Annotated in this window: 27 protein-coding genes; 12 read left to right on the forward strand and 15 right to left on the reverse strand. The window is 63.2% G+C overall.

The window, feature by feature from the left end:
* Window positions 1-27: 27 nt before the first annotated feature.
* The 3 genes from K0M74_RS15175 to K0M74_RS15185 are packed head-to-tail and all read right to left on the reverse strand — an operon-like array spanning window position 28 to window position 2,238.
* Window positions 28-888: a glucose 1-dehydrogenase gene (locus tag K0M74_RS15175; RefSeq protein ID WP_293974224.1), complete on the reverse strand. Its 861-nt coding sequence runs from the start codon at window positions 886-888 to the stop codon at window positions 28-30.
* Window positions 881-1,384: an SDR family oxidoreductase gene (locus K0M74_RS15180; RefSeq protein ID WP_293974227.1), complete on the reverse strand. Its 504-nt coding sequence runs from the start codon at window positions 1,382-1,384 to the stop codon at window positions 881-883. The genes K0M74_RS15175 and K0M74_RS15180 overlap by 8 nt, the downstream gene beginning before the upstream one ends.
* Window positions 1,381-2,238, reverse strand: coding sequence for an SDR family NAD(P)-dependent oxidoreductase (locus K0M74_RS15185; RefSeq protein WP_293974230.1), 858 nt, complete (start codon window positions 2,236-2,238; stop codon window positions 1,381-1,383). Before K0M74_RS15185 ends, K0M74_RS15180 begins: the two co-directional genes overlap by 4 nt.
* A gap of 106 nt (window positions 2,239-2,344) precedes the next feature.
* On the opposite strand from K0M74_RS15185, the gene K0M74_RS15190 reads away from it, so the two are divergent.
* Genes K0M74_RS15190 through K0M74_RS15215 form a run of 6 tightly spaced genes read left to right on the forward strand, consistent with a single transcriptional unit; the run spans window position 2,345 to window position 7,240 of the window.
* A complete protein-coding gene (locus K0M74_RS15190; RefSeq protein WP_293974233.1) occupies window positions 2,345-3,205 on the forward strand; it encodes an SMP-30/gluconolactonase/LRE family protein in 861 nt (286 codons plus the stop codon).
* Window positions 3,198-3,629 (forward strand): nuclear transport factor 2 family protein, encoded by a 432-nt coding sequence (locus K0M74_RS15195; protein ID WP_293974236.1) that lies wholly within the window; start codon window positions 3,198-3,200, stop codon window positions 3,627-3,629. Before K0M74_RS15190 ends, K0M74_RS15195 begins: the two co-directional genes overlap by 8 nt.
* 31 nt (window positions 3,630-3,660) lie before the next feature.
* Window positions 3,661-4,122 (forward strand): helix-turn-helix domain-containing protein, encoded by a 462-nt coding sequence (locus tag K0M74_RS15200; RefSeq protein WP_293974239.1) that lies wholly within the window; start codon window positions 3,661-3,663, stop codon window positions 4,120-4,122.
* Entirely contained in the window at window positions 4,119-5,186 is a 1,068-nt protein-coding gene (locus tag K0M74_RS15205) for a phosphotransferase family protein (protein ID WP_293974242.1), read from the forward strand. Before K0M74_RS15200 ends, K0M74_RS15205 begins: the two co-directional genes overlap by 4 nt.
* Before the next feature lie 15 nt (window positions 5,187-5,201).
* Window positions 5,202-6,497 carry an acyl-CoA dehydrogenase family protein gene (locus K0M74_RS15210; RefSeq protein ID WP_293974245.1) on the forward strand — a complete coding sequence of 432 codons (1,296 nt, stop codon included), beginning with the start codon at window positions 5,202-5,204 and terminating at the stop codon, window positions 6,495-6,497.
* Window positions 6,494-7,240: an SDR family oxidoreductase gene (locus K0M74_RS15215; protein ID WP_293974248.1), complete on the forward strand. Its 747-nt coding sequence runs from the start codon at window positions 6,494-6,496 to the stop codon at window positions 7,238-7,240. Before K0M74_RS15210 ends, K0M74_RS15215 begins: the two co-directional genes overlap by 4 nt.
* On the opposite strand, the gene K0M74_RS15220 is transcribed toward K0M74_RS15215, so the two are convergent.
* Window positions 7,237-8,088 (reverse strand): NAD(P)-dependent oxidoreductase, encoded by an 852-nt coding sequence (locus K0M74_RS15220; RefSeq protein WP_293974251.1) that lies wholly within the window; start codon window positions 8,086-8,088, stop codon window positions 7,237-7,239. The genes K0M74_RS15215 and K0M74_RS15220 overlap by 4 nt on opposite strands.
* A gap of 4 nt (window positions 8,089-8,092) precedes the next feature.
* Window positions 8,093-9,073 (reverse strand): nitronate monooxygenase family protein, encoded by a 981-nt coding sequence (locus tag K0M74_RS15225; RefSeq protein WP_293974254.1) that lies wholly within the window; start codon window positions 9,071-9,073, stop codon window positions 8,093-8,095.
* A 102-nt stretch (window positions 9,074-9,175) separates the two neighbouring features.
* Between K0M74_RS15225 and K0M74_RS15230 the strand changes: the two genes are divergently transcribed.
* On the forward strand, window positions 9,176-10,141 hold the full coding sequence (locus tag K0M74_RS15230) for an NADPH:quinone oxidoreductase family protein (RefSeq protein WP_293974257.1): 966 nt from the start codon (window positions 9,176-9,178) through the stop codon (window positions 10,139-10,141).
* Here K0M74_RS15230 and K0M74_RS15235 read toward each other — a convergent pair.
* From K0M74_RS15235 to K0M74_RS15255, 5 genes are read right to left on the reverse strand one after another with little or no spacing between them, the layout of a single operon-like run.
* Window positions 10,138-11,040, reverse strand: a complete 903-nt coding sequence (locus tag K0M74_RS15235; RefSeq protein ID WP_293974260.1) for a nitronate monooxygenase — start codon at window positions 11,038-11,040, stop codon at window positions 10,138-10,140. The two genes, K0M74_RS15230 and K0M74_RS15235, sit on opposite strands and share 4 nt — an antisense overlap.
* Window positions 11,041-11,071: 31 nt before the next feature.
* Window positions 11,072-12,130: a hypothetical protein gene (locus K0M74_RS15240; RefSeq protein WP_293974263.1), complete on the reverse strand. Its 1,059-nt coding sequence runs from the start codon at window positions 12,128-12,130 to the stop codon at window positions 11,072-11,074.
* A complete protein-coding gene (locus K0M74_RS15245) occupies window positions 12,127-13,500 on the reverse strand; it encodes a wax ester/triacylglycerol synthase domain-containing protein (RefSeq protein ID WP_293974266.1) in 1,374 nt (457 codons plus the stop codon). Before K0M74_RS15245 ends, K0M74_RS15240 begins: the two co-directional genes overlap by 4 nt.
* A 3-nt stretch (window positions 13,501-13,503) precedes the next feature.
* Complete coding sequence (locus K0M74_RS15250) at window positions 13,504-14,496, reverse strand: acyl-CoA dehydrogenase family protein (RefSeq protein WP_293974270.1); 993 nt, start codon at window positions 14,494-14,496, stop codon at window positions 13,504-13,506.
* 3 nt (window positions 14,497-14,499) lie between these two features.
* A complete protein-coding gene (locus K0M74_RS15255; protein ID WP_293974273.1) occupies window positions 14,500-15,711 on the reverse strand; it encodes an acyl-CoA dehydrogenase family protein in 1,212 nt (403 codons plus the stop codon).
* Between the two features lie 97 nt (window positions 15,712-15,808).
* Here K0M74_RS15255 and K0M74_RS15260 point away from each other — a divergent pair, with 97 nt between their 5' ends.
* Entirely contained in the window at window positions 15,809-16,600 is a 792-nt protein-coding gene (locus K0M74_RS15260; protein WP_293974276.1) for a thioesterase family protein, read from the forward strand.
* Between the two features lie 59 nt (window positions 16,601-16,659).
* On the opposite strand, the gene K0M74_RS15265 is transcribed toward K0M74_RS15260, so the two are convergent.
* From K0M74_RS15265 to K0M74_RS15275, 3 genes are read right to left on the reverse strand one after another with little or no spacing between them, the layout of a single operon-like run.
* Window positions 16,660-17,457, reverse strand: a complete 798-nt coding sequence (locus K0M74_RS15265; RefSeq protein WP_293974279.1) for an enoyl-CoA hydratase/isomerase family protein — start codon at window positions 17,455-17,457, stop codon at window positions 16,660-16,662.
* On the reverse strand, window positions 17,450-18,244 hold the full coding sequence (locus K0M74_RS15270) for an enoyl-CoA hydratase-related protein (protein WP_293974281.1): 795 nt from the start codon (window positions 18,242-18,244) through the stop codon (window positions 17,450-17,452). The genes K0M74_RS15265 and K0M74_RS15270 overlap by 8 nt, the downstream gene beginning before the upstream one ends.
* Window positions 18,245-18,292: 48 nt before the next feature.
* On the reverse strand, window positions 18,293-19,579 hold the full coding sequence (locus K0M74_RS15275; RefSeq protein ID WP_293974284.1) for a MaoC family dehydratase N-terminal domain-containing protein: 1,287 nt from the start codon (window positions 19,577-19,579) through the stop codon (window positions 18,293-18,295).
* 75 nt (window positions 19,580-19,654) lie between these two features.
* Between K0M74_RS15275 and K0M74_RS15280 the strand changes: the two genes are divergently transcribed.
* Window positions 19,655-21,142: a class I adenylate-forming enzyme family protein gene (locus tag K0M74_RS15280; RefSeq protein WP_293974287.1), complete on the forward strand. Its 1,488-nt coding sequence runs from the start codon at window positions 19,655-19,657 to the stop codon at window positions 21,140-21,142.
* A 42-nt stretch (window positions 21,143-21,184) separates the two neighbouring features.
* On the opposite strand, the gene K0M74_RS15285 is transcribed toward K0M74_RS15280, so the two are convergent.
* Together K0M74_RS15285 and K0M74_RS15290 are read right to left on the reverse strand one after the other, a co-directional pair.
* On the reverse strand, window positions 21,185-22,408 hold the full coding sequence (locus K0M74_RS15285; protein WP_293974290.1) for an acyl-CoA dehydrogenase family protein: 1,224 nt from the start codon (window positions 22,406-22,408) through the stop codon (window positions 21,185-21,187).
* Window position 22,409: 1 nt separating this feature from the next.
* Window positions 22,410-23,501, reverse strand: coding sequence for an acyl-CoA dehydrogenase family protein (locus K0M74_RS15290; RefSeq protein ID WP_293974293.1), 1,092 nt, complete (start codon window positions 23,499-23,501; stop codon window positions 22,410-22,412).
* 91 nt (window positions 23,502-23,592) lie between these two features.
* Between K0M74_RS15290 and K0M74_RS15295 the strand changes: the two genes are divergently transcribed.
* Genes K0M74_RS15295 through K0M74_RS15305 form a run of 3 tightly spaced genes read left to right on the forward strand, consistent with a single transcriptional unit; the run spans window position 23,593 to window position 26,747 of the window.
* Window positions 23,593-24,393, forward strand: a complete 801-nt coding sequence (locus K0M74_RS15295) for an enoyl-CoA hydratase/isomerase family protein (protein ID WP_293974296.1) — start codon at window positions 23,593-23,595, stop codon at window positions 24,391-24,393.
* A 57-nt stretch (window positions 24,394-24,450) separates the two neighbouring features.
* On the forward strand, window positions 24,451-25,545 hold the full coding sequence (locus K0M74_RS15300; RefSeq protein WP_293974299.1) for an acyl-CoA dehydrogenase family protein: 1,095 nt from the start codon (window positions 24,451-24,453) through the stop codon (window positions 25,543-25,545).
* Window positions 25,542-26,747, forward strand: a complete 1,206-nt coding sequence (locus K0M74_RS15305; protein WP_293974302.1) for an acyl-CoA dehydrogenase family protein — start codon at window positions 25,542-25,544, stop codon at window positions 26,745-26,747. Before K0M74_RS15300 ends, K0M74_RS15305 begins: the two co-directional genes overlap by 4 nt.
* Window positions 26,748-26,762 lie beyond the last annotated feature (15 nt).

Below are 26,762 nucleotides of genomic sequence, written 5' to 3' on the forward strand. Positions count from 1 at the left end.
TCGCAATGCCGGGAGCCAATCTGCCGCTTACCCGCCAAACGCCAACCCCTCGTTCAGCGTCCACCGGCGGTCGCGGCCGCGCACCCAGCCTGACGACGCCCAGGTGCCGCCATCGACGGGCAGCAGGACGCCGGTGATGTAAGTCGACATCGCGCTTGCCAGGAACACCGCCGCGTCGCCGCATTCCATATCCACCCCCTCGCGCCCCAGCGGGATCAACCGGTTCATCGCGTCGATTTCGTCGTCACTGCGTTTTTTCCATGTCGCGGGATCGACCGGACCTGCTCGATTGCCCTGATTCCCGGGGGTGATCGTATGATCGGGCGCAAGACAGTTTACGCGTATGCCATGCTCCGACAACTCGACAGCCATCGACTTGGTGAAGCTGAGCATCCCCGCCTTGCACGCCGCATAGACTGCAAAATTCGGCGCCGCCCGGCTCGCCTCGATGCTGGCGACGTTGATCATCGTGCCGCCGCGCCCGCCCGCCACCATATGAAGCGCCGTCGCCTGCGTCGCGACGAGCATCGACATCAGGTTGATGTCGATATGCTTGCGCATGCTGCGCTCGCTTTGTTCAAGGAATGGGCGCGCCGAAACGCCACCGGCGTTATTGACCAGTATATCGAGTCGTCCGAACGTGGCCGCCGCCATATCGATCGCGGACCGTAACGCCGCGGAATCCATGACGTCACCGACAATCGGGATTGCCTGTCGGCCCTGTTCGCGTACGCGCGCGACGGCTTCATCAGCGCGTTCGGGAAAAATGTCGAAGATCGCGACATCGGCGCCTGCTTCGGCAAGCCGCAGTGCGATGGCGCGCCCGATGCCACCGCCGCCGCCAGTGACGAACGCCGCCTGCCCGTTGAGGCGCGACCGGTCAGTCATCGAGGTCGATCCCCATAACGGCGCCGGTAACATAGGCGGCGTAATCGCTGACCAGATAAGCCGCGAGATTGCCTAGTGTGTTGCCAGTGTCGCGGGTCAGGATGCTATTCACCCGGATGCCGTCACGTGCCCATTCGACGCTCAGCGTCTTGGTCAGATTGCCAAGAGCGCCAGCAGCGGCGGCGTGATCGGCGCCGAGCGCCTGTTCGGGCGCACCAACGAAAAGCACCGCGCCGCCCGTCCCGCGCGCACGGCATTGCGCGGCGAAATCCCTGGCGCCGAGGAAGCGGCGATCAAGCCCGATGTCTAGGCTCGCGCGCCATTCGCTGTGGGTCAATTCGTGTGCGAGCCTGATCGCAGGGGGCGGGGCAACATGCACCCAGATGTCGCAATCTTCAGAATCATCAACGGCGGCGTCTTGCGCGGCCAATGCCGATGCAATCGCGGGACTGACGCCCTCGATGCGCACGCGCTTCCCCGAAAGCCAGCCGCTCATTGCCACCCCCAGGGTCCATCGCCGCGTTCGCGCGGCGGGACGAAGTCGGGCATCATCAGCGAGCGGCGGAGGCTTTCGCCGCCATCCTGGACAATCACCTGTCCGGTCATATCGCCAAAAAGCGGCGTGCAAGTCATCGCGGACAGCCAACCAAATTCCCATATGCTGCCGGTACGGCCGGCAGGGATCATGTTCTGAAGCAGCTCGACGCCGCCCTCGCGGCGCCCCGCCGTCGACGTGTCGTGCGGGAAGAAACCGGCAGCAATGGCATTCACGCGGATGCCATAGGGCGCCCAGTCTGCGGCGAGTTTCCTGGTCATCGTCGCCTGAGCGGTCTTTGCGGCGGCGCTGTGCGCATCGCCGGGAAAGCCGGTCCAGATATATTGCGCGCTGTTGTTGACGATCGCCCCGCCCTCGCCGCGCGCGATCAGGCGGCGGGCAAATTCGGCCGAGCAGAGGAAGGTGCCGTCAATCGCGATACGCGTGACGGCGTTCCAGGCATTGGGTGAAATATCCTCGGCCAGGATCGGGAAATTGGCACCGGCATTGTTGGCGAGCAGGCCGATCGGACCCAGGGCGCGTTCGGCCTCATCGAAGGCGGCGGCTATTGCATCGGGCTGACGGACGTCGCAACTCATCGCATGGGCGCGAACACCCAGTGCAGCAATCTGCTGCGCCCCCTCTTCGGCCCGCTCGATGCTCCGTCCCAGGACCGCGACCTGCGCGCCGCCCTGTGCAAAAGCCTTGGCCATTGCAAGGCCCATTCCCGAACCGCCGCCGGTAACGAGCACGGTCTGTCCGGAAAATATATCCGCCGGATAAGGCGGATGGTCGAAGGGTGGCGGTGTCGCCACAATATGATGCTGCGGTACCGGCAATTGTCTCTCCCGGCGCCAAGGGTTGCGCGCTACGCTGTCGCGTGTCAAGACATACATAACTAGGTTATATAGGACAGGGTGGATGGAGAGCATCGCGGAGGGCCTCGCCTTTCCCGAAGGGCCGGTCGTGATGGCCGATGGATCGGTGATCGTCGTCGAACTGGCGGCAGGACGTATCACGCGGTGCTGGAATGGTCGGACCGAGCCGATGTGCGAGATCGGCGGCGGACCCAATGGCGCTGCTATCGGACCCGATGGCGCGCTGTATGTCTGCAACAACGGCGGGCTGGATTTAGTCAAATTCCAGAATGCTCGGGGTGCCGGGCACGAAGGCCGGGTCGAGCGCGTCGATCTGGCCACCGGCAGGTTCGAGCGGCTTTACGACAGCTGCGAGGGGATCGCGCTGGAAGCGCCGAACGATATCATATTCGACGCCGACGGGCGGATCTGGTTTACCGACCTTGGCAAGACGCACGACGGCATTCGCACCGCGAGCGGGTTGTTCAGCGCGCTGCCCGACGGATCGTCGATTGCCGCGATCAACCGCCACGCGGTGTCATATAACGGCGTTGGCCTGTCGCCGGACGGTGAGCATCTCTATGTCGCCGACACGCATCAGGGCCGGCTGTGGCGCTATGACCGTCACTTCGCGGCACAGCGCCCGACATGGGTGGCAACGGCGCCGGGACCAGTCGGGTTCGACAGTCTGGCGGTAACCGCTGCTGGCAATGTATGCGTCGCGACACTTTATGACGGTGGGATATCGACGATAACCCCGGGGGGCGATGTTTTCAAATATGTGATCGAAGGTGAACCTTACGTCACCAATATCGCCTTCGGCGGCGAGGATATGCGCGATGCCTGGATCACGCTTTCGACAACCGGCCGCCTCATCAAGGTGCGCTGGGACGAGCCCGGCCTGAAGCTCAATTTCAATGGCTGATCTGGTCGCCGACCGCGACGCGATCCGCGACCTGCTCGCGCGCTATACTTATAACGGTGATCGTGGGCGCCTCGATGCCCTGACCGCCTGTTTTGCCGCCGACGGGGTGCTCGAGTACCCTGGCGCCAGCCCGAAAGGCCCTGACGCCATCGCGGCGTCGCTCGGTTCGGGCACGCGCGATCCGCGGCTGACTTTCGTGCGCCACCACATCACCAATCCGCTAATCGCGGTCGATGGCGACACCGCGATCGCGCGCAGTTACTTTGCGGTCCACTGCGATTTTGGCCCTGACCACAGCGGCACCTATGACGACCGGCTGGTGCGGACCGCCGACGGCTGGCGATTTGCGCACCGCCGGGTGCGGATCGACTGGCAGGCTGAAGCATCGCTGTTCCGGAAGATGACCACACGCCACACACGTTGACACCTTAGTGTCATTTTGACATTATAGTGTCATGTCGACACAGCGCTTCACCGATTTCGAACGATTCGCCGACGAAGTCGCAAGGCTGCGCGGTCGGATGCGTGCCCTATATGCCGACACGCGCGCCGCGAGCGGGATCGCGGAAATGGAACTCACCGTGCTGACCGCGGCGGTCAACGCCGCCGACGCACCGACCGTCGCGCAAATCGGCCGCAGCCTGGGTCATCCGCGGCAGGTCGTGCAGCGCGCCGCAAATGCACTCGCCGAGCGCGGCCTTGTCACCTTTGCCGATAACCCCGATCACAAGCGCGCGTCGCTGATCGTCGCGACCGACGCCGGACGCGCACTCAAAGCCGCCGACCATGCGCGCGCCCAGGCTGTCACCAATGCCTTGCTGGCGCGGATCGAGGGCGCGACCTTCGCCGGTGCGGCAAACCAGTTGAACATCATTCGTGCCGAGATCGAAGCCTATTTGCGGGAGCGCGACGGATGAGCGACGATATAAAAACCCTCGCCGATCCAGACCGACTGATGCCGTGGCTGGATGCCAACATTCCGGCGCTCGGGGACGGGCCACTGAGGATCGAGAAAATCCACGGCGGCACGTCGAACGTGATCCTGTCGCTGAACCGCGGCGGCGAGACGCTGATCCTTCGCCGTCCGCCAGCCGTGCCGCCGCCGGGCAGCGAGAAGAGCGTGATGCGCGAGGCGCAGGTGCTGACCGCGCTCAGCGGCACCGACGTGCCGCATCCAAAATGCCAGGGCAGCTGCGCCGATGCGAATGTGATTGGCGCCCCCTTTTATGTCATGGAGCTGGTTACCGGGTGGCCCGCCGACCTGCGCGACGGGAAAATCCACGACCGCCCACCGTTCGACAGGCCGCCGCACGCGCACGAAGTCCCGCTCGCAATGGTCGACGGGCTGATCGCGTTGGCCAATGTCGATTACAAGGCGGTCGGACTTGAAGGCTTTGGCAAGCCGGACAATTACCTGCAGCGCCAGGTCGACCGTTGGGAGGGTCAGATCAGGAGCTACAAGCAGCTTTATGACTATGAATGGCGCGACATTCCCGGCTTTGCGCTGCTGCGCGACTGGCTGCGCGCCAATATCCCGGACGATTTCCGGCCGGGGATCATCCACGGCGATGTTGGAACACCCAATGCACTGTTCAGCTTTGATGCGCCGTGCCGCCTGACCGCACTGATCGATTGGGAGTTGTCGACGATCGGCGATCCGCTGCTCGATCTTGCATGGTTCTGCAACGGCATCTGCGACAACCGCTTCCCCAGTCATGTACCCGAAAAGGCGCTCTATAATGTCGGCGACTGGCCGAGCCGGCAGGCGTTGATGGCCCATTATGCCGCAGGCACCGGGCGCGGCATGGCAAGCTTCGATTATTATCTGTTGCTCGCGATGTTCAAGGGCGGCTGCATCCTCGAATACAAGGTGGCGCAGGCGGCCAAAGGCATATTGAGCGCCGAGACGGGGCGCTTTTTCGACCGGCTGGTGCGCGGCAATTTCGCCGAGGCCGAAAAACTAATCAGGCTGATCGGCTAAACCAGGGACATAAGCATGATCGATTTTCGTATCGAAGCCCAGTTGCAGGCAAAACTCGACTGGATGGCCACCTTTGTCCGTGAGCAATGCGAGCCGATGGATATGATTTTTCCGGGTCATGGCGCGCCCTATAACGTCGCGAACACCGAATCGCGCGCCTATATGGCGCCGCTGCAAGAGCAGGTGAAGGCGCAGGGACTGTGGGCGTGTCACCTGGGCAAAGAGCTGGGCGGGCCGGGCCATGGCCAGCTGACGCTGGCGCTGATGAATGAAATTCTCGGCCGCAGCTATTGGGCGCCGACGGTGTTCGGCACTGCCGCGCCCGATACCGGAAACAGCGAAATTCTCGCGATGTTCGGGACCGAGGAGCAGAAAGCCCGCTTCCTGAAGCCGTTGATGGCGGGAACGATCGTCTCGACCTTTTCGATGACCGAGCCGCAAGCGGGCGCCGACCCCAAGGAGTTCACTTGCCGCGCCTGGCAGGATGGCAACGAGTGGGTGATCGAAGGCGAGAAATGGTTCTCGTCCAACGCACGCTATGCTGCCTTCCTGATCGTGATGGTCGTGACCAACCCCGACAATCCGCCACACAGCCGCATGTCGATGCTGATCGTGCCGACCGACACGCCGGGAATCGAATTTATCCGCCATTCGCAGACGATGGGCGACAGCAAGGGTGCGGATGACGGCACCCACGCCTATATCCGCTACAATAGGGTGCGCGTGCCGATCGACGCGATGCTCGGCGGACCTGGCGAGGGCTTCAAGGTCGCTCAGGCGCGGCTTGGCGGCGGGCGGGTTCATCATGCGATGCGCACCGTCGGCAAATGCCAGCGCGCAATCGACATGATGCTTGAGCGCGCCGTGTCGCGCCGGACACAGGGCAGAATGCTGAGCGAACATCAGTTCGTGCAGGGGGCGATCGCCGATTCGATCATCGAACTGGAACAATTCCGCCTGCTGGTGCTCAAGACCGCATGGATCATCGACGAAGTGGAACAAGGGCGGGAGCCCCACGGCGCGGCCCGCACGCACATCGCGATGTGCAAGGTGCAGATGGCCAAGGTCTATCACGACATCGTCCAGCGCGCGATCCAGCTCCACGGAAGTCTGGGCGTGACGCTCGAAACGCCGCTGGCCGATATGTGGATGGGGCTGCCCAGCCTGGCGCTGGCGGACGGCCCAACCGAAGTACACAAGGCGCAGGTCGCCAAAGCCTATCTGAAAAACGCCCAGCCCGCAGCGGGACTATTCCCCAGCGAGCATATTCCAACCCGCCTCGCGGCGCTGAAACAGAGCAAAGCCGCATGAGCCGCGATCCGCTATTCGATTTCACCGGCAAGGTCATTCTGGTCACCGGCGGCTCGCGCGGGCTCGGCTATCAGATGGTCAAGGCCTTTGCGGCGCGCGGCGCCGATATGATCGTCGCGAGCCGCAAGTTCGACAATTGCGCGACCGTCGCCGATGAATGTCGCGCGCTCGGGCGCCGCGCCCTGCCCTTTGCCGCGCATGTCGGAAAATGGACCGAATGCGATGCGCTGATCGATGCCGCTTATGCCGAATTCGGCCGCGTCGATGTGTTGGTGAACAATGCCGGCATGTCGCCGCCGATGGCAAGCCATGACATGCCCGAAAGCCTGTTCGACAGCGTGATGAACCTCAACTTTAAGGGGCCGTTCCGACTTGCGAGCCAGATCGGCAAGCGGATGGCCGATGGTGAGGGCGGCGCGATCATCAATATCAGTTCAACCGGCGCGCTGATGGCGCTGCCGGGTATCGTACCCTATGGTGCAGCGAAGGCCGCGCTCAATGCGATGACGGTGTCGATGAGCCGCGAATATGGCCCGAAGGTCCGCGTCAACACCATCTCCGCAGGGCCGTTCCTGACCGACATCGCCGATGCGTGGGACGAGCGAAAGCGCGAGAAGCAACCCGTGGCGCTCGGGCGTCCGGGAAATCCGCCCGAAATCGTCACCGCGGCATTGATGCTCGCAAGCCCGGCATCGTCTTTTACGACCGGCGCGCTGCTACGTGTCGACGGTGGTCAGCGTTAGGGCCGGGGGCGATCGCGCCAGCTATGCTGTGGCTGATAAGCGATCCGTTCGGCAGCGCGGGCCGACGACTGGAGCGACTGGAAACCCTGGACGGCGCGCAAAGGCACATCGGGGAAATATGTCCGCATCAGATCGGCGCTCGGCTGGTCGATCAGCGTGTCCGTCGCCGCGATGAGCAGCCGTTCGTGGCCAGAGACCGGCGCCTCGACCGCGCGGACGCAGGCCTGCGCCGCATCCTCGGCATCGACATAGGACCAGAGGTTCCATTTCCGCCGCGCGGGGTCGGCCTGCATCTTTGCCAGCCCGGCATAATCCTCCGCCGTAAAAACATTGGAAAAGCGCAGTGACACGATCGCCATATCGTCATGCCAGCGAACGAACGTGTCGGCCATCGTCTCGCCCAGCTGTTTCGCGAGCGCGTAAGACCAGCCTGGCCGGTCGGGATGCGTTTCGTCGAGCGGCGCGAAGGCGGGCGGCTCGTCGAACGGAAGGCCCAGGATCGTTTCGCTGGACGCCCACACGATTTTGCGGATGCCTAGCCGCGCGCAAGCCGAGAAGATATTATAGGTCGACCGCGTATTGACCGAAAACGTCGTCTCGTCGGTCGCCAGACCCGGTGCGGGAATGCCGGCAAGATGGACAACCGCGTCGGGCACCCCGCCCGCCGGATCGATCCCCGACAGCGCGCCCATGACCGCGCCGAAATCGGTGCAATCGCAGTGCAATTGCCTACCGGACTCTATCGGCCCCACAATATCGAGACCGACCGCGCGATGGCCCGCCGCGCGCAACGCAGCGAGCGCGGGCCGACCGATCTTTCCAGCGCTGCCCGTAACGATGACCTTCATGGCGTCAGCGCCGCATGGCAGCGAGCCGCTGATCGAGGATCGACTCCGCGTCCGAAATGATCCGGTCTATCAGTTCCTGACAGGTCGGAATGTCGTGGATCAGGCCCTGGATCATGCCCGCCCAGAACACGCCTTTGCTGAGATCGCCGGTCCGCAACAATTCGCGTCCGGCGGTTCCCGCCACCAGTTCCTGCACATCGCTGAATTTGGCGTCAGGCTCGGACAGACGGCGGACCACTTCTTCGCTGACTTCGCTTTTGCCGACACGCGCGGTGTTCTTGAACTTGCGGAAAATCAGAAAGCTGCCGCGTTCGTCATTGTCGACATAGGCCTGCTTCACATTGTCGTGGATCGGCGCTTCCCGGGTGGCGCAGAAACGCGTCCCCATGTTCATGCCGTCGGCGCCGAGCGCGAGCGCCGCGACAAGCCCGCGACCATCACCAAACCCGCCCGACGCGAGCATCGGGATTTTCACTTTGTCCGCCGCGGCGGGGATCAGGATCAGTCCTGGAATATCATCTTCGCCCGGATGGCCCGCGCATTCGAAACCGTCGATAGAGATGATATCGCATCCCGCCTTCTCGGCCGACAGCGCGTGGCGAACGGCGGTGCATTTGTGCAGGATCATCACGCCGTGCGGCTTTACCCGCGCCCAGATTTCGCGCACCGCAGGCGTGCCTGCGGTCTCCATGATCTTGACACCGCTTTCGACAACGGCGTCGGCATAGGCGTTGTAATCGGGCGAATGGATCGTCGGGAAGACGGTGAGGTTGACGCCGAAGGGCTTGTCGGTCAGCGAGCGGCATTTTTCGATCTCGTCACGCAGAGCCTGGGGGGTCGGCTGGTTCAGGGCGGTGATCATGCCCAAACCACCGGCATTCGAGACCGCGCTCGCCATTTGCGCCGTGCCTACCGCTTGCATACCACCCTGGACAATCGGATGTTCGATCCCCAGCATTTCGGTGATCCGCGTCTTGAAGCCCATCAACCTGTCCCTTTCCTTACTTATCTAACCTGGTTATACTTCTTCTGAACGCGTGACAAGAGGTGTCCCATGACAATCGCACCGCCAGCAATTTCCCGCGCCGTGAGGGCGGACGAACTTGGGCCGCCCGACACCTATCGGCTTGTCCTGCATGATCCGGGGCCGCCTTCTGATACGCAAGTCCGCATTGGTGTCAGGGCGGCGGGGATCAGCTTCGTCGATGTACTGACCGCGTCGGGCGGTTATCAGGTCAAACCGGCGGTGCCCTTTATCCCCGGCAGCGAATGCGCGGGGATCGTCGAGGCGGTCGGGAGCGCGGTGCGCGATCTTGCCCCCGGCGACAAAGTGGTCGGCAGCGGTTGGGGCGGGATGTTCGCGGAGGTCGTCAACCTGCCCGCACGCACCGTTCGCAAAATGCCCGCGGCGCTGTCATTCGAGGCAGCAGCGGTGTTCCCGGTCAGCTATGCAACCGCCTGGCACGCCCTCGTCGACCGCGGGCGGCTCCAGGCGGGCGAGACGCTCCTCGTTCTGGGTGCGGGGGGCGCGACCGGCTATGCTGCGGTGCAAATCGGCAAATATCTGGGCGCACGCGTCATTGGCTCGGCGTCGAGCGAGGCGAAGCGCGCGCTGGCCACCACGGGCGGCGCCGATGCGGTTGTCGATGCGCGCGGCGACGACTGGCGCGATCGCGTCAAGGCGGCGAACGGTGGCAAGGGCGTCGATGTTGTATTTGATCCGGTCGGAGGCGCGGCGACCGATCCGGCGTTTCGGTCGCTGGGGTGGAACGGGCGGCATCTGGTGATCGGCTTTCCGGGCGGGATCGCGGCGCTCCGGACCAATTTGCCGTTGCTTAAGGGCGCCAGCCTGGTCGGGGTCGACGTCCGCCAGTTCGGGCTATTCGAACCCGAGAAAAGCGAGGCCAATCGCGATGCCGTGTTCGCGCTGGCAGCCGAAGGCAAGCTGCGCCCGGCGATTGCAAAAACCTACGCGCTCAAGGATTTTCAGGCCGCCATGGAAGATGCGGCTGCCGGGGAAAGAGCGGGGCGAATTGTGCTGACCATGAATTAGGCCCAGCCCTGCGTCCGGTCGGCAAGGCGACCGCGCCAGTCCGGCACCGCTGGCAACGCCTGAAACTCCATCCTTAATCGCGCCACCAGATTAGCGACCGGCTCGACTGCGTCGATCAGCCCCGCGCTCTGACCCGCGCTCCAGATATCGCGCCATGGCATCACGCCATCGGGCATTGGCGAACGAACGGTAGGCAACGTCTTGGCATCGAGGCCGACCGCCTCGATCGACTGCCGCATCCAATGTGCGGGGACGCCGTTCATGGCCGCGGACGCGACAATATCGTCGGCACTGACGGTCGGGATCATCGCACGATGCCCCTCGACGACCCCACTCTCGGGTGTCGCTATGAACCGGGTGCCCATGCAGGCGATATCGCCGCCGAGCGCCAGCGATGCGGCGATGCCATGCGCGTCGGCGATACCGCCCGCGACGATCAGCAACCCGTCGAAGATGCGCCGCACCGCGGGCACGAAGGCCATGGGCGTCAGGAAACCGGTGTGCCCGCCCGCTCCCGCGCAGGTGAGCATCAGCCCGTCGGCGCCCGCGGCGATCGCCTTTTCGGCGTGCTTCATCGTCGTCACGTCATGGACGACACGCCCGCCCCAGCTATGGACACGTTCGACCAGCGCCGTGGGATCACCCAGGCTCGAGAGGACGAGCGGGACGCGATACCGTTCGAGCAACGCGATGCGGTCGGCGGCCTTGGGGTCGGTGCCCCAGCGCGCGGGCAAATTGACGATCGGCGGAGCACCGCCCGCGTCAGCGAGCGCCTCCAGATATTTCGCGAACAAGATGGACGGAGTCGCCGTGCCGCCCTGCCAGCCGCCGATCACCCCTGCACGGCAACAGGCGACCGCAAGCGGCACGGATGAGGCAAAGCTCATCGGTGCGCACATCAGCGGAAGCGACAGGCCCGAAAGCATCAGGTCAAACCGTCGCCTTCAGCGCATCGAGCATCCGCGTATAATGCTGGGGATTCCACACATCCTGATCTTCGCCCCAGCCGATACCGCCGTCAATATCCCAGCGCATCAGCTGATTTACTCCGTAACCCGCCTCGCTCATCGTGCTGACGGTAAAGCCTTCGCTTTTCATCTCGCGGCCAAGCTCGTCGACAAGCTCGACCTGCATATGCGTGCTCCAGCCCGTCCTGGGACTGCGGAAAACGCGCATCCGCGACTTAGTGGGGTCAAGACTGCCAAAACTGCCGTCGCGGCGGATCCACCCCGCATTCATCGGTGACCATCCGTCGGCGTCACCATCCTGTACCCGCGCGAAACCGAGGAAGCCGGTGCCGTCCTTGCGGTGGCCGAAGATATACTGGATCCGTCCGCGACCGCGTTCGCGCTCGATCTCGCGCCAGCGCGCGCCGCCGGGACGCTTCACGCGCTCCTGATCATTGGCATAGACTTTGGGGCTTGCCGCATAGGGCCCGCCGCGCGGCCCCCAGGTGCGATCGCGCACGCCGATGCCGTCGATACGGATAGGCTCGCCGCGCAACGTCATCCAGCCTTCGACATGGCCAAGCTGGTCGTAGTGCGGGGTCGCCATGAAGGGCGGCTTGCCCGGGGGGAAACGATGCGGTTCGTGAAGCCCGCTATGGGTGAAGTCGAGCGCGAAGCCGCGCGAGGGATCGTCATATTGCAGATGATATTTCATGCCCGGCTCGATCATCTTGAGACTGTAGCCGCCGCCCGCCTTGTCGCCAGGAAAGGTGATATCAGTAAGGTCTGGCGCGTCGGGCATCGGCGCTTCTTCGACCTTGCGGTAATAGGCCATGCGGGCCTGGTCATACCCCTCGTCGTCCCACGCAAAGATGCGCCAGGTGACCGATTTGCGGTTTGGATAATAGGGTGCGTGGATCCAGCAGCCAATCTTGCGTTCGGGGATGCTGAACGACCACCAGTTGGTTTCAGTTTCATAGTGATCGTCGGACAGCTGGTGGTATCGATCGTCCTCGGGCTTGAACATCAGGTCCTCGGTCATGCAAATGTCTCCAATTCGTCGAGTGCGGCGATGAACAGCGTGGCGATGCGGCCGACATCGACGATCTTTTCGGCATCGGCGATCACGCCCATGTCGAGATTGTCGCCACTACGCCGCGAGGTGATGTTGAGGAAACGTCCCGATCCGATGATCGGCACGGGGTAATTATGGCGCTGACGAAAGCCCGCATAGCTGCGCATTTCGGACGGGCCGGGCACGTTCGACAGGGTGATATTGCCGGGGATCAGCCGCTTGCCACGCGCCATGCGCTCGGCAAAGGCGGCGCGGCGATCGCGCGCGCCATAGGGTTTTTCGGCGGCGTCGAGCAAAGCTTCGTCATGCGGCGTGCGGCGCATCTCGGCCGCCATCGACATCTGGATCGCGCGCAGCCGATCAACCGGATCGGCGAGATGAGTCGCAAGGTGCGGGTGAAGCGCGACGATCCGGTTGCCGAAATCGCCATGCTCATCGCGGCGGTAAGAGCGCGCCGAATTGATGACGAGTGGCGTGTCGGGAAGATCGTCGATTTCGATGAGATAGTTACGCAGCGCGGTGCTGGCGAGGGCGAGGAAAATATCGTTGACCGTGGCGTCGAGACTGTCGGCCACCACTTTCACGCGCGTTAGCGGCAGGCTGATCGTGGCATAGCGTCGTCGGCCCGACGTCGGTCCGGACATTTTCAGCGGCGGCGTGGGCGCGCGTTCGTGCCTAAAGGACTCCAGCGCGGCGAGCGCATCCTTGCGCCGCACCGCCTGTTCTGCTCGCAAACCCGCCTGCGCATCGAACCGCGCGTCGGCGCGCTCAAGCCATTTTTCGGGTTCGGGTAGGCGAGCATCGGCAAAGCGCGCTGTTGCGGGCGGCGTGGCATCGCTCAGCAGATGGAGGATGGTCTGGAATCCGATTCCGTCGGCGACGCTGTGGTGCATCTTGAGATAAAGCGCGCTGCCGCCAGCGACGAGCCGGTCAAAGACATGAACGGCAAAGGGCGGCCCTGACAAGTCGAGCCGCTGCATATTGAGCGCGGCTATGGCGTCGTAAAGCTCCGCCTCGGTCCAGGCACCGTCATGCGGCACGACAGCGACAAGCGTTTCGAGATCGGCCTTCGCGACGTCAACCCAGACGTCGCTATCATAACCGTCGGGTGCTTCGTGCAGCCTCACGAGCAACGGCGTCGCAGGAAGCCGATCGGCGAACTGACGGCGGATCGCCGCGGCCAGATCATCCTGCCGTTCGGCCGGCACATCGAGCAGGATCATCGCGCCGATGTGCATCGGCGAGGCGTCGGTTTCGGACAGGATCATGAAATGATCGTCGGGGCGTAGCCGGCGCACGCCGGGCGCTAGTCGCAGCGGGTCGGTCGCCGCGCTCAACGTTTACCAGCCCGCCAGATTGGCGGCGCGCGCGCGATGCTCGGACGGGCTGCCAAGCCAGGCACGGTCGAACGCAGCACGGCGGAACCAGTAATTAAGCCCATATTCCCACGTATAACCGATGCCGCCGTGCGCCGCGACCGCAGCGCGCGCGGCGCGAACAAAGACGTCGCACAGATGCGCTTTTGCCATCGCAGCCGCCCGGGGCGCATCGGGCAGAGCTGCGTCCCACGCATAGGCGGCATACCAAACCAGCGCGCGCGCCGGTTCGGCGTCGAGCGCCATATGGGCGAGCTGATGCTTGAGCGCCTGAAATCGACCGATCGGCTGACCGAACTGTTCGCGTTCCTTGGCATAGGCGACGCTCATGTCGGTGACCTTTTGCGCGCCCCCGAGCGCGTCTGCGGCGACAAGCACGAGCGCCGCATCGGCGAGGCGCGCCGTCATCGCATCGGAAGCGGCAAAGATCGCATTCCCTGCCCCGTCGGCGATCACCACCTTTGAAACGGGGCGGCTGCGGTCGGTCGATTTGAGCGGCTCGATCGTGACGCCCTCGCCCGCAGGGATGAGCCGAACGCCAGCCGCCCGGTCGACGACTAGAAAATAGTCGGCGGCCCGCGCGCACGGCACATAGGCACTGCCCCCATGCACCAGCGTCGCGACCTTTTCGCCGCTAACCAGTGCATCGAGCGGGAAATCGCTGTTCCCCAAGGCGGCGACCGCCGCGACGGAAAGCAACTGGCCGATCAACGGCCCCGGCGCAGCGGCCTCTCCGGCCACTTCGCACGCGAGCGCCGCGTCGAGCAGCCCCATGCCGCTGTCAGGCAACAAGATGTCGCCAAGGCCCAGCGCCATCAGCGCATTCCAGCTGGTCCGGTCAAAGTCCTGGTCGCCATCAGCGAAAGCGTGGAGCCGATCAAGTGGCCAATTGTCGGCGAGTGTTCCGCGCACTGCATCCTGGATCGCAGCCTGTTCCTGGGTAAGGTGAAAATGCATCGCTCATCGCTCTCCGCTCAGCGCGAGATCGCGCGGCAGGCCGAGACCGCGTTCGCCGATGATGTTGCGCTGGATGTTCGACGCGCCGCCGGCAATCGAATTGCCGAGGCTGCCCATGATCTGGTCGAGCCATTTTTCGGGACCGCGCGGACCACGATTGCCGCGCCCGCCCGCGCCCGAAGGCTCGACAAACCCATGTTCGCCAATCAGTTCCTGCGAGAGCAGCGCCATTTCGTGGCCGATCTCGGTCAGCAGCAGTTTCATCATCAGCGCCACCGGGCCGGGATCCTCGCCCGCTGCGGCGCAGCTGAACAGGCGGAAACTGGTGTAGCGGTGCGAGAGGACAAAGCCTTCGATCTGTGCGAGCTTGTCGCGGATCACCGGTTCGTCGATGCGACCGACGTCCTTTGCCAGCTCGACGAGCTTCGCGAACTGGCGCCCCAGCCCGTCGGCGCTGCCGATGCTGGCGCGTTCGTGCTTCAGCGTCGTGCGGCTGACGTACCAGCCCTGCCCGCGTTCGCCGACCTGCCAGCCGACCGGCGTTTCGGCATTGTCGAAGAAGAATTCGCAGAAGGTGTGATCCCCCTCCTCGCCCGTCATTTGGCGGATCGGGCGGCGGGTTATTCCGGGTTGTTCAAGATCGATCAGCAGATAGGTGATGCCATCGTGCTTCGGCGCATCGGGCTCTGTGCGCACAAGCATGAACATATGCGTCGATTGCATCCCCTGCGACGTCCAGATTTTCTGCCCATTGATGATCCATTTGCTACCGTCGGCGGACAGCTCCCCTTTGGTGCGCACGCTGGCAAGGTCAGATCCCGATCCAGGTTCGGAATAACCCTGTCCCCAGACATAGTCGCCAGCGACCGTCTTGCGGATGAACAGCTCTTTCTGCTCGTCGGTGCCCTTTTCCAATAGGGTCGGCACAGTCATATTCATACCGTTTCCACCGATTTCCGCTGGCGCTCGGGCGCGAGCGAATTCCTCACGGATCACCTGCGCCTTGATGACATCGACCGGCTGCTGCGAACCGCCGTAGATTTTCGGGATCGCACGATAGAGATAGCCGGCGTCTGTCGCCTGAGCGCGGAAATCGCGGATGAACGCCTTGAGGTCGGCGCCGCGCAGGTCGGCGGCCCGCGGCCAATTCGAAGCAAGGAAGGCGCGCACTTCCGCGCGAAAGGCTTCAGCGGCCTGGCCATAGCTTAGATCCATCGCTCGCTCTCCCTGGTTCGTGAGCGAATCTATGCCTGAGTTATATAACTACGTCAAATATGTTGTGCGTGCAGCCAGGCCTGTTTAGGAGACGGTGATGAGCAGCAAAGCCGATCCGACACCGCATTATTTCACGCGCCGGGAAACAGGCTTTGACCCCACCGGCCTGGCGCGCAACCCCTGGTTCGCCGACGCTGTGGCGGGCGGTCCGATATCGGCGCTGTTCGGCCATATCATCGAAACCGCCGGGTTCGATCCGGGCTTTGAAATTTGCCGGGTAACGATCGATATATTAGGCGTCGTCCCGCGCTCGCTGCTGACGCCGACGATCGTGCCCGTACGCCAGGGCCGGCAAGCACAGCTCTATCGCATAGAAATGCGGGCAGGCGACAAGATGGTCGCGCAAGCGCATGTGCTCCTTGCACGCCAGCTCGATACGCCTGCATTCCCGACACCGCAGTCGCACCCGGCGCCCGAAGACGTCGCGGAGGACAATTTCCTGATCGGCGCGAGCATGGCCGGAGCGATCAAGACACGCCCCATCATGGGACGCGTCCGCGAACCGGGGCGCGGCGTGTGCTGGATGCGGATGGATGGCGAAATCGTGCTCGGCGTCCCGACCTCTCCCTTCGTCAAGGCGTGCCTGTTCGCCGATTTCGGGAACGGCGTCGGCAGCGCGACGCACGCGCATGAATGGAGCTATGCCAATCTCGACATCTCGATCCAGTTCTTCCGCAAGCCACGCGGCGACTGGTTCCTGCTCGATGCGCATACCGAAGGGGCCGGAAACGGCCATGCGGTGGCGCAGAGCGTCTTCGCCGATGCGGACGGGGTTTACGCCAAGGGGACGCAGACGGTCTTCGTCGGGCCGGGACGCCCGCGGCCGTAAACGCGTCATTGCGAGCGAAGCGAAGCAATGTCGCCTTTGGCTCCTCGCAATGACAGCCGCTATTGGCCCACAAAAACCGGCGCGCGCTTTTCGGTCACCGCCGCCAGCCCTTCGCGGTGATCCTTGCTGCCGAGTAAAACAGCCTGGTTCGGCAGGTTCGCCTGCCATTCGGCCTCCATGCTGCTTTCGAGCGCGCGCTGGATCGATTGCTTGACCGTCGCATAGCCAAGCGGTGCAGAGGCGGCGAGTTCGCGCGCGAGTTCCATCCCGCGCGCAGCGAGATCATCCTTTGCAACAACCTCGCCGACCAGCCCGATGCTGAGCGCTTCCTCGGCGCGCACTTGCTTGCCGCGCAGGCACATCTCCATCGCGCGGCCCAGCCCGACAATGCGGGGCAGGAGGAAAGTGCCGCCGAGTGGCGGCATGATGCCAAGCTTGATCCAGCTTTCCTGGAACATGGCGGTGTCGGCGGCGACGCGGAAATCGCAGGCGAGCGCCAACTCGCACCCCACGGTCACCGCAGCGCCCTGCACCAACGCCAGCGTCGGTTTCGGGCAGCGATAGATCGCGCGCGCTGCGCCCTGGAAATTGGCGTAGACGGTATCCTTGATTTCGCTTGCTGACATCCCCGTAAGGCGTTGCAAAAATGCGAAATCGGCCCCCACGGAAAAATGCTTGCCCTCGGCCGCGAAAAGGATCGCGCGAACGTCACGGTCGCCCGACAACGCCACAAAGGCATCACGAATCTCGCCGAGCATCTCGGGCGACGACGCATTTCCAATATCCGCGCGCGCCACGACTACGGCAGCAATTCCGTCCGCATGTCTATCGACCCGGATATGCGTGAAATCAGCCATCGGAATTCTCAGCCTTCTTCTTTTCGCGCCAGATCATCGCCGTCGCGCTGGTCGACAGTCCCATGTTCAGGGCTTCGGCATCGAGCGCGGCCTCGAACGCCCAGTCTTCGGCATTATTGAGGTTTGTCTTCATATAGCGATAGCCCATGCGCGGGCCGTCGGCGAGCCGCCGCGCCGCCGCCATCGTCGCGTCGCGTAGCGCTTCGTCGTCGAACAGGCGGGTATAGAGTCCCTTCGCAAACGCCTCCTCGGCCGACAGTTTTTCGCCGAGGAGAAACAGTTCGCGCGCAACGCCGGTGCCAACGATCTTGGTCCAGAACCACGTCGATCCGAAATCGCCGCCTGCCCCGATGCGGTCGAAAGCGGTGAGGAAGCCTGCGCTGCGGCCGGCGAAACGCAGGTCGCATGCGCCGGCGATCCCGATGCCCGCACCCGCGACCGGGCCGTTGACCATCGCGATCGTCGGCTTTGGCATTTCATGGAGCAGGCGCGACGTTTCCATGAAAGTGCGCAGCCGTACGAAGCTCTGCTCGGCACGACTGCCACTATCTGGATTTGCAGGGACAATTGCCTTGTCGGCGCTGCCTTCTTTCAAATCACCCCCGGCGCAGAAACCACGCCCCGCGCCGGTGACGATGACGCACCCCACCGACGCATCGCTCGCGGCATCGGCACAGGCGTCGGCCAGCGGCGCCATGATGGATCCGGTCAGCGCGTTCAGCCGGTCGGGCCGATTGAGGGTGATAGTGCGGACGCCCGCATCATCGTCGATCAGAATTTCAGACATGGATGGGCCTCCCCTGCTCCGGTCTTTTTGAAGGGAATTGAAGGCCGATCAATCCCCGCCGAGCTCACGATGCCGCGCCAGCATCCGCACCGCCTTTTCGGCCAGCGCGTCGGGCACCTGCGGATAGAGCGGCAGCGGCCGGTCCTTGCTGGGCAGCGCGATAGTCGCGGTCGCGCGCACCGTCTCCTCGTCGCGCTGGTTGGTGAATTTCACCACCACATCGACGTAGCTCTGGCCGTCTTCCTGGCGCTTGGCCAGCACTTCACCGGTCACGCGCTGGACATCGCCCATATAATTGAACTTGCGAATCTCGTCGTGGATATGCGTAATGACGGCGTCGTCGCCGGCCCAGTCGCTGAGATATTGCCACAGGTAATTTTCGCGCATGACTCCATAGTCATACGCCATCGGATTGCCGATCGCCTGTGCCCAGGTTGGATCCCAATGGAGCCGCTGCGCGACGTCGGGAATGCCATATTCGTTCTTTACATAAAAAGCGGGAATACGCTGACGGTTCTTGTGCGCGAGGCGGTTTGCGGTCGGCGCGTATGGCACGAACCCATAGCCCCCCGCGTGGAAGCAGATGACGTCGGTGACGGTCAGCGGACCCTTTGCCTGCAGTCCCAGCGAGTCGCCCTTCTCGACGCTGTCGAACCAGCGCTTATCGGCGCCCTGAACGCGCTCGGCAGCGTAGATATCCTCGATCGCCTGCATTTCCTCATCGGTGTATGTCGCAGGTTCAATCGCCGAATATTTGCCCTTCTTGGCCGCAGTCTTGCGTTCGGTAAGCACGCGCAGGATGCGATAGACCGCAACAACTTCGCCCCGCTGGTTGAGCTTGACGTCACGCCGCACACCGATGACCGAGCGTCCGGCGAATTCGGATTGCTTGACCTCGCACGTCTCGTCGCCATTGAAGCTGTAGATCGTATCGCCGGGATAAATGGGCCGATAGAAATCCCACTGCGAACCCGACACGAAGACGTGGATTCCCTTGAACAGGCTCTTGCGCAGCGCCTTGATATTGTCGGGAACGGGATCGCCGAGCATCGGTCGGTTGATGACTCCGGCCATCATGCCCGGTGCGATCACGCTGCCCCAGCGGGTCTTTTTGGCATAATGCGGATTGGTATAGAGCGGCTTGTCGTCGCCAATCCCGTGCGCGAAATTGCGGATATTATCCTCGGTCGCGGTCTGGATATATTCGCGCGTTTTGGCCGCCTGGTCGAAACCCAGCAGCCCGCGCTGCCGTTCGATGTCCGCGTCGGTGATTTCATAAGCGACGGCCTTTTGCCACTCTTCGCTTTCTTTGATATCGTTTTTCGCCTCGACCATCGCATATCTCCCTTGTCACCAGTTATATAACTAGGTAATACATCCCCGATAGCGAAGCAAGGGGATAGTGCCGCAATGGAAGTTCGCCGCATCAGCGATGCCTTGAAGGTGCGCGCTCAACATCAAGCGGGCGAGATCGCGCACGACGATACGCGGCGGCAGATCAGCTTTGCCGAATGGGATCGCGAAGCCGACGATGTCGGCGGTGGACTGGCGGCGGCGGGGCTTGTTCCGGGCGACCGCGTCTTCCTTGCGATCAGCAACAACCACGCGATCGAGATGGCGATTGCTGTGTTCGCCGTGTTTCGCGCCGGGGGCATTGCCTGCCCGATCAACACGCGCCTGACCGCCAGGGAAATCGCGGACTATGCCGCCCTGTGCGAACCGCGGTTCTGCCTGACCGACGCGCCCGAACTGGTGACGAACATCGACCTCGAAGGCTGTTGGACCGTCGATGCGATGCCGCGCGACATATCCGCGCTTCCAGACCAATCCGCGCTCGATCCTCTCGCCGACGCTGAAATCCTTGGCACGTCGGGGACCACGGGGAAGATCAAGGGCGTCGTCGTGTCGCACCCCGACCTGATGAACGGCGTCACCGGGACCAATATGGACCGGTCGCGCTCGACATTGCACGCGCTGCCTTTGACGGGATCCGGCGGCAATCTGGGCATTGTGATGCTGCCCGCGCGCGGCGGCGCAACGGCGATCACTCAGCCGAAGTTTGATCCGAAGGGCTTTCTCGACCTGGTGCGCGAGAAGCGTCCGAATCTGGTATATCTGGTCCCGTCCATGCTGCGGCTCATCCTCGATCATCCCGATGTTGCCGATTATGATTTTGGCGGCGTGAAATATCTGATGACCGGCACAGCGCCGCTCCCGCATGATTCGGTGATACGCGCCGCGAAACTCTGGCCGCATCTGCGCATCCGCAACAGCTATGGCATGTCGGAAGGCGGCGTCGGGCTTGGCACCACCAGTCAGGAACAGGTGCAGAAGCCCGGCTGTGTCGGCAAGCTGCCCGCGCATATGCAGCTTCGCGACGAGGCGGGGAAAGTCATCACCGAAGCGAATGTGGTCGGCGAAATCTATGGCTGGCAAAAACACGCGCGCCGTTACTGGAAAGACCCGCAGGCGACGGCCGAAAGCTTCAAGGGCGGCTGGACCAAGACCGGCGACCTGGGCTTCGTCGATGCCGACGGCGATCTGATCATGGCCGGACGGTCGAAGGAGCTGATCATCCGCGGCGGATACAACATCACGCCGCTCGAGATCGAAACGACGCTCCACCTTCATCCCGCGGTGCAACAGGCTGCGGTGGTCGGCGTTCCCCACGAGGTATTGGGTGAAGATATTGCGGCGGCGGTGACGCTGCGCCCAGGCGCTGACGCAAGCGCTGACGATATTCTGGCTTTCTGCCGCGAACATCTCGCCGACAACAAGGTGCCGCGGACCCTGGTCGTGATGGACGTAATGCCGCTCAATCCAAACGGGAAAATTCTGAAGAAAGACCTGGCCGGCCCGCTGGCAAAAGCGGCGGCGGACCGGCGAGCGGCCGCTTAGCGGACCCGCACGCGCCATCGCGCAATAGCGATGGTGTACACCTCAGCCTTTCAGCGTTTCAAACGGCACATTCTTGTCCATCCGCACCTCGCCCGGCATGCCCAGAACGCGCTCGGCGATCTGGTTGCGCAGCACCTCGTCCGCGCCGCCCGCGATGCGCATCACAGTCGAATAAATATAGTCATATTGAACGTCGCCTGCCGCGGTATCGCCGGCCTCCGGCGCGATCCCTGCAAGCCCCCGCATTTCCAGCGCGAGGCCGTTGGTTTTCTGATAACGCCCGGCATAGGCAAGCTTGACCATGCCCGCGAGCGCGCCGGGATTTTCCCCCCGCGACACCATCGTACGCAGCCGCGCCTGAAAGAAGCGCTCGCCCTGCTCCTCCGCCAGAGCCTCGGCCAGTTGCTGGCGGATCGCGCGGTCATCAAGCATTGTGCCGCCATGCCCGTCGGGCGTCGCCGCAGCAAAGTCCAGCAACGGTTCGACCCCGCTGCGATGTGCGCCGGAGCCGAGCCGTTCGCCCATCAGGACGGTCATGCAACATGCCCAGCCCTCACCTTCCGCGCCAATGCGATTGGCGTCGGGGATGCGAACGTCGGTGAGGAAGGTTTCGTTGAATTCGCTTGCGCCCGAAATCTGGCGGATCGGGCGCGTCTCGATCCCCGGCGTCTTCATGTCGACGACGAAGAAGGTCAGCCCTTTGTGTTTGGGCAACGTCGGGTCGCTGCGCACCACAAGGATGCCCCAGTCGGTCAGATGCGCCCAGCTCGACCAGACTTTCTGGCCGTTGACGATCCAATCGTCCGAACCATCCTCAGTGCGCACTGCCTTGGTGCGAAGTGCGGCCAGATCGGAGCCTGCGGCGGGTTCGGAAAAGAGCTGGCACCACGTCAGGTCGCCCTTCAGCGTCGCTTCGATAAAGCGGGCTTTTTGTTCGTCGGTGCCATGTTTCGCGATGACGGGAAGCGCCATACCGGTGCCAATCGAGGTGAACGGCCCCTTTGGAAGGTGATATTTGCCCTCCTCCTCGGCGAAGATCACCGCTTCGGCGCCTGACAGCCCCCGGCCGCCCAGCGCCTTCGGGAAGGTAAGCCCCGACCAGCCGCCGGCATAAAGTTCGCGCATCCAGGCGCGACCGCGATCAGCTTCCTCGATGTCGGGCATTTTATCACCGGGTGTGAGGACATGAGCGGGCGCGTGGGCCGCGAGCCAGGCGCGCGCTTCGGCGCGGAACGCTGCTTCATCCGGGCTGTCGTTGAAATCCATTTTATGCCGCTTTCACTTGGCTGCCGGGCTGCGCGTTCAGCAATCGGTCGGCCCAAAAGCCGCGACTGCCGAGATGCACTGCAAGCATCCGCTCGCGCCGGTAATAGAAATGGCAGTTCGCCTCGAACGTGTAGCCGATGCCGCCATGCACCTGAAGATTTTCGCGCGCCGCCAGTTCAAAGCATTTGATGCCCGAAAGGCGCGCCGCCGCCGCCGCCGCGGGAAGATCGCCGGGTGAAGATTCGGCGGCCCATCCGCCATAATAGGCATTAGATCGTGCGAGTTCGTTCGCGACGGCGACGTCGGCGAGCTTATGCTTGATCGCCTGATAGCCGGCGAGCGGACGCCCGAACATCCGTCGTTCCATGGCATAATCGCGCGCCATGGTCAGGCACGCGTCTGACGCGCCCGCGGCTTCAAACGCGGCCTGCACCGCAGCCTGATCGATCAGGCGGTCAAGCTTTCCGCTGCCCGGCATCGCTTCAGCCACGGCGTCGGCAAAGTCGAGGCGGTAATGCGGGCGGAGCTGGTCGAAGCTTTCCAGCTTGGTGCGTGTGACGCTCGGCTGGTCGAGTTCGACCAGCGCGAAGCCGCCATCGGCCACGAGGACAACCGCAATATCGGCAATGCCCGCGTCGGCGACCGGCATCTTGCTACCGCTGAGCTTGCCGTCGGTGAGCGTTGCGCTACGCCCAAAAACCGGACCCGGACCCTCGGCATAAGCGAAGGTTGCGACGGCGTGACCCGACGCAAGCTTTGGCAACCAGGCCGCTTTCTGCGCTTCGCTGCCCGCAAGCCCGATCGCCTCTGCCGCGAGGATGATCGAACTCATGAACGGCACCGCCGCGTTCGCGCCGCCCAGCGCTTCCATGATAACGCCGAGGTCGAGCGCGCCCAGTCCTAGTCCGCCATGCTCTTCGGGGATCGCAGCGCCCAGAAAACCCATATCGGCCAACGCGCGCCACAACGGTTCGTCCCATTCGGCGCCCGAATCGATCAAGGTGCGCAATCGGTCGAACGATGACATATCGGCCAGAAGGGACCGCGCTTGCTCGCCGAGCATTTTCTGTTCATCGCTGAGGTCGAAATTCATCGCAGGCCTTGCCCTATTGTTGTGGTCTGTGTCATAGCGAGTTGTATAACTAGGTCAACCATGAGAACGACCGTGAGAGGATGGGTCTTCGATGCATTATGAAACGATCCTGGTCGATGTCGCCGATCACATCGCGACGATCACGCTCAACCGGCCCGATGCGATGAACAGTTTCACCAAGCAGATGATGGACGAATTCGAACATCTGTGGAAGTGGATTGGCCGCGAGGACGATATCCACTGCTGCGTGCTGCGCGCGACGCCGGGCAAAGCTTGGTGCACGGGGGTCGACGTCAAGGAATCGCAAAAACCGGGCGGCACCGTCGTCGATCTCGCGAATATCTGGCATTGCGAGGATCCGGGCAATTATCTCGGCCCCAAATCGATGAATTGCTGGAAGCCGATCATCGCCGCGGTGCACGGCATGGCGGCTGGTGGCGCCTTTTATTGGCTCAACGAGAGCGACATAATCATCTGCTCCGAAGAGGCGACCTTCTTCGATCCCCATGTAACATATGGGATGACGAGCGCGCTCGAACCGATCGGTATGACCTATCATATGCCGCTGCATGACGTGCTGCGCATGGTGCTGCTCGGCAATGATGAACGCATCGGCGCCGGCACTGCGCTGCGTATCGGGCTGGTGAGCGAAATTACCACGCTCAACGATCTGTGGCCGCGCGCGCACGAATTGGCGACAGCCATCGCCGCGAAACCGCCCGCCGCAACCGCCGGATCGGTAAAGGCGATCTGGGAGTCGCTCGACTTACCGCGCAGCGTGGCGCTGCAACAGGGCCTCAAATACTGCCAGATCGGCAATCCGGTCGGCGTCCCGCAGGTGAACCGCACGGCGCTGATGGCTGACAAGGCGAAGAAGTTCACGGTCCGCTAGACGCGGCACCTCACCCAGCCAGAACCGCCCTCTTTTCGGGCAAGGAACCGAAATCCTATGTCGATTTTATATGACGAAGGGCAACAGGCGATCGCGACCGAGTCGCGCCGCATACTCGAAGCGCGGATGAGCAAGGACGCGCTGTTACCGCTGCTGGAGACGACCGGCCAGTATCATTCCGGTTTCTGGGACACGGCAAAGGAACAGGGGTGGACCGCGCTCGCGCTGCCCGAGGAATATGGCGGGCTGGCGCTCGGCCTCGTCGAACTCGGGCTGATCGCCCATCAGGCCGGGCGCACCGTAAGCGGGGCACCCTTCCTGATATCAAGCTTTGGCGCTGCCAAGGCGATCGAGCTTTATGGATCAAATAGGCAAAAGGCCCGGTGGCTGCCCGGCCTTGCGAGCGGCGAGATCATCGGGACGGTTGCGTTCGCCGAAGGGCCCGACGCCCTCCCGACCCGATCGCAGCTGACCTTTACCGACGATCGGATTGACGGGACCATGACCGGCGTTACCGGGGGGCTGGCGGCCGATATCGCTATTGTGCTTGCGAACGGCTCCGGCGTGGCGGTTCTTGCCGTCGCCGAACTCGGCAATGTGCAGAGCACGGCGGTTCAGAGTTTCGACAACAGCCGCTGCTATGCTAATCTGACCTTTGCGAACGCTCCTGCCGAATTGTTGGCATCGGGCACGCCAGCGCGCGACGCCGCGCTCCATATTCTGGCGCTGCAGGCGGTCATCACCGCGCACGAGCAAACCGGCGGCGCCGAGGCAATGATGGAAGCTGCGCGCGACTATGCCCTGACGCGCCGCGCCTTTGGCCAGGTCATCGGCGCCTTTCAGTCGGTCAAGCACCGCATCGCCGAACTCTACGGCTTCGTCGAACTTGCGCGCGCAAACTGCATCCATGCCGCGTCACGCGACGGCGCCGCCGATTTCATCACGGCTGCCGCCGCAGCGCGCCTTTCGGCGACCGAGGCTTATGACACGGCGGCGCGCGATGCCATCCAGATCCACGGCGGCATCGGGGTGACGTGGGAAGCAGGCCTTCACCTCCATATGCGCCGCGCGCGCAGCCTGGCGATCGAACAGGGCAACAGCCTGTTCTGGGAAGATGTTCTGGTCGACCACCTGTTGGGAGAAATCGCATGAGCGACCTGGAAGCCTATCGCGCCAAGGCCGCGATCTGGCTCGAATCGATGGTGCCGACGTTCGGGAAAGCCGCGCGCAAGAGCCTGTCCGAAGCCGACGACATTGCGCTCGCCCGCCGTTATCAGGCGGTAAAATTCGAAGCGGGTTACGCCGGTATCAACTGGCCGGTCGAATATGGCGGCCAGGGGCTCGGGCATCTCGAAAAGGTGACCTTCGACAGCGAGGAAATGAAGCACGGCTTTCCCAACGCCTATTTCGGCATTTCGCTGGGAATGCCTGTCCCCATCCTGATGCAGTTTGGCGAAGACAAGATTTTCGTGAAGGAGCGCGTGCTGAAAGCACTGCGCGGCGAGGAAATCTGGTGCCAGCTGTTTTCCGAGCCGGCGGGCGGGTCCGATCTTGCGGGCCTGCGCACCAAGGCCGAGCCCGACGGAAACGGGTGGAAGATCAACGGGCAAAAAGTCTGGACCAGCTGGGCGCAATATTCGGATTATGGCGTCATTGTCGTCCGCACCGACCCCAATGTGCCGAAGCACAAGGGGCTGACGTATTTTTGGGTCGACATGAAAGCGGAGGGCGTCACCGTGCGACCGATCAAGCTTGCTGGGGGCGACAGCCACGTCAACGAGGTGTTCTTCGACGACGTAAAAGTGTCTGACGACCATCGTATGTCGCCCGTCGGGGGCGGTTTTGCGGTCGCGATGGCGACGCTGATGATTGAACGTTATGTCGCCACCGACAGCGGCGGCTTTGGCCCCCCACTCGATCTGTTCGTCGAGCTGGCTAAATCCACCCTGATTCAGGGTCGGCCGGCGATTGAAGATGGCCGCATCCGGCAGCAGATTGCGCGCAACCATGCGATGCGGGCCGGGCTTAACGCAATCACCGCACGCGCGATGGCGATGATGCAGGCGGGAATGACCCCCGGCCCCGAAGGCTCGCTCAACAAGCTGATTTCCGTGCGTTCGCGCCAGAAACTCTCGGAGCTTGCGATCGATCTTCAGGGTAGCGACGGCTTCGCATTTGACGACCATGCGTCGCAAAAAGACAATTGGACGTCGAGCTGGATCAACGCGCCGACGGGCCGCATCGCCGGGGGGGCCGATGAGATGCTTCTCAACACCATCGCCGAGAAAGTCCTTGGGCTGCCCCAGGACCACCGCCCCGACAAAGGCGTCCCATTCAACCAGATACCTGCCTGATCACAAGGAAGCCAC

It is taken from the genome of Sphingopyxis sp. (assembly GCF_019459305.1).
Classification (GTDB): Bacteria; Pseudomonadota; Alphaproteobacteria; order Sphingomonadales; family Sphingomonadaceae; genus Sphingopyxis.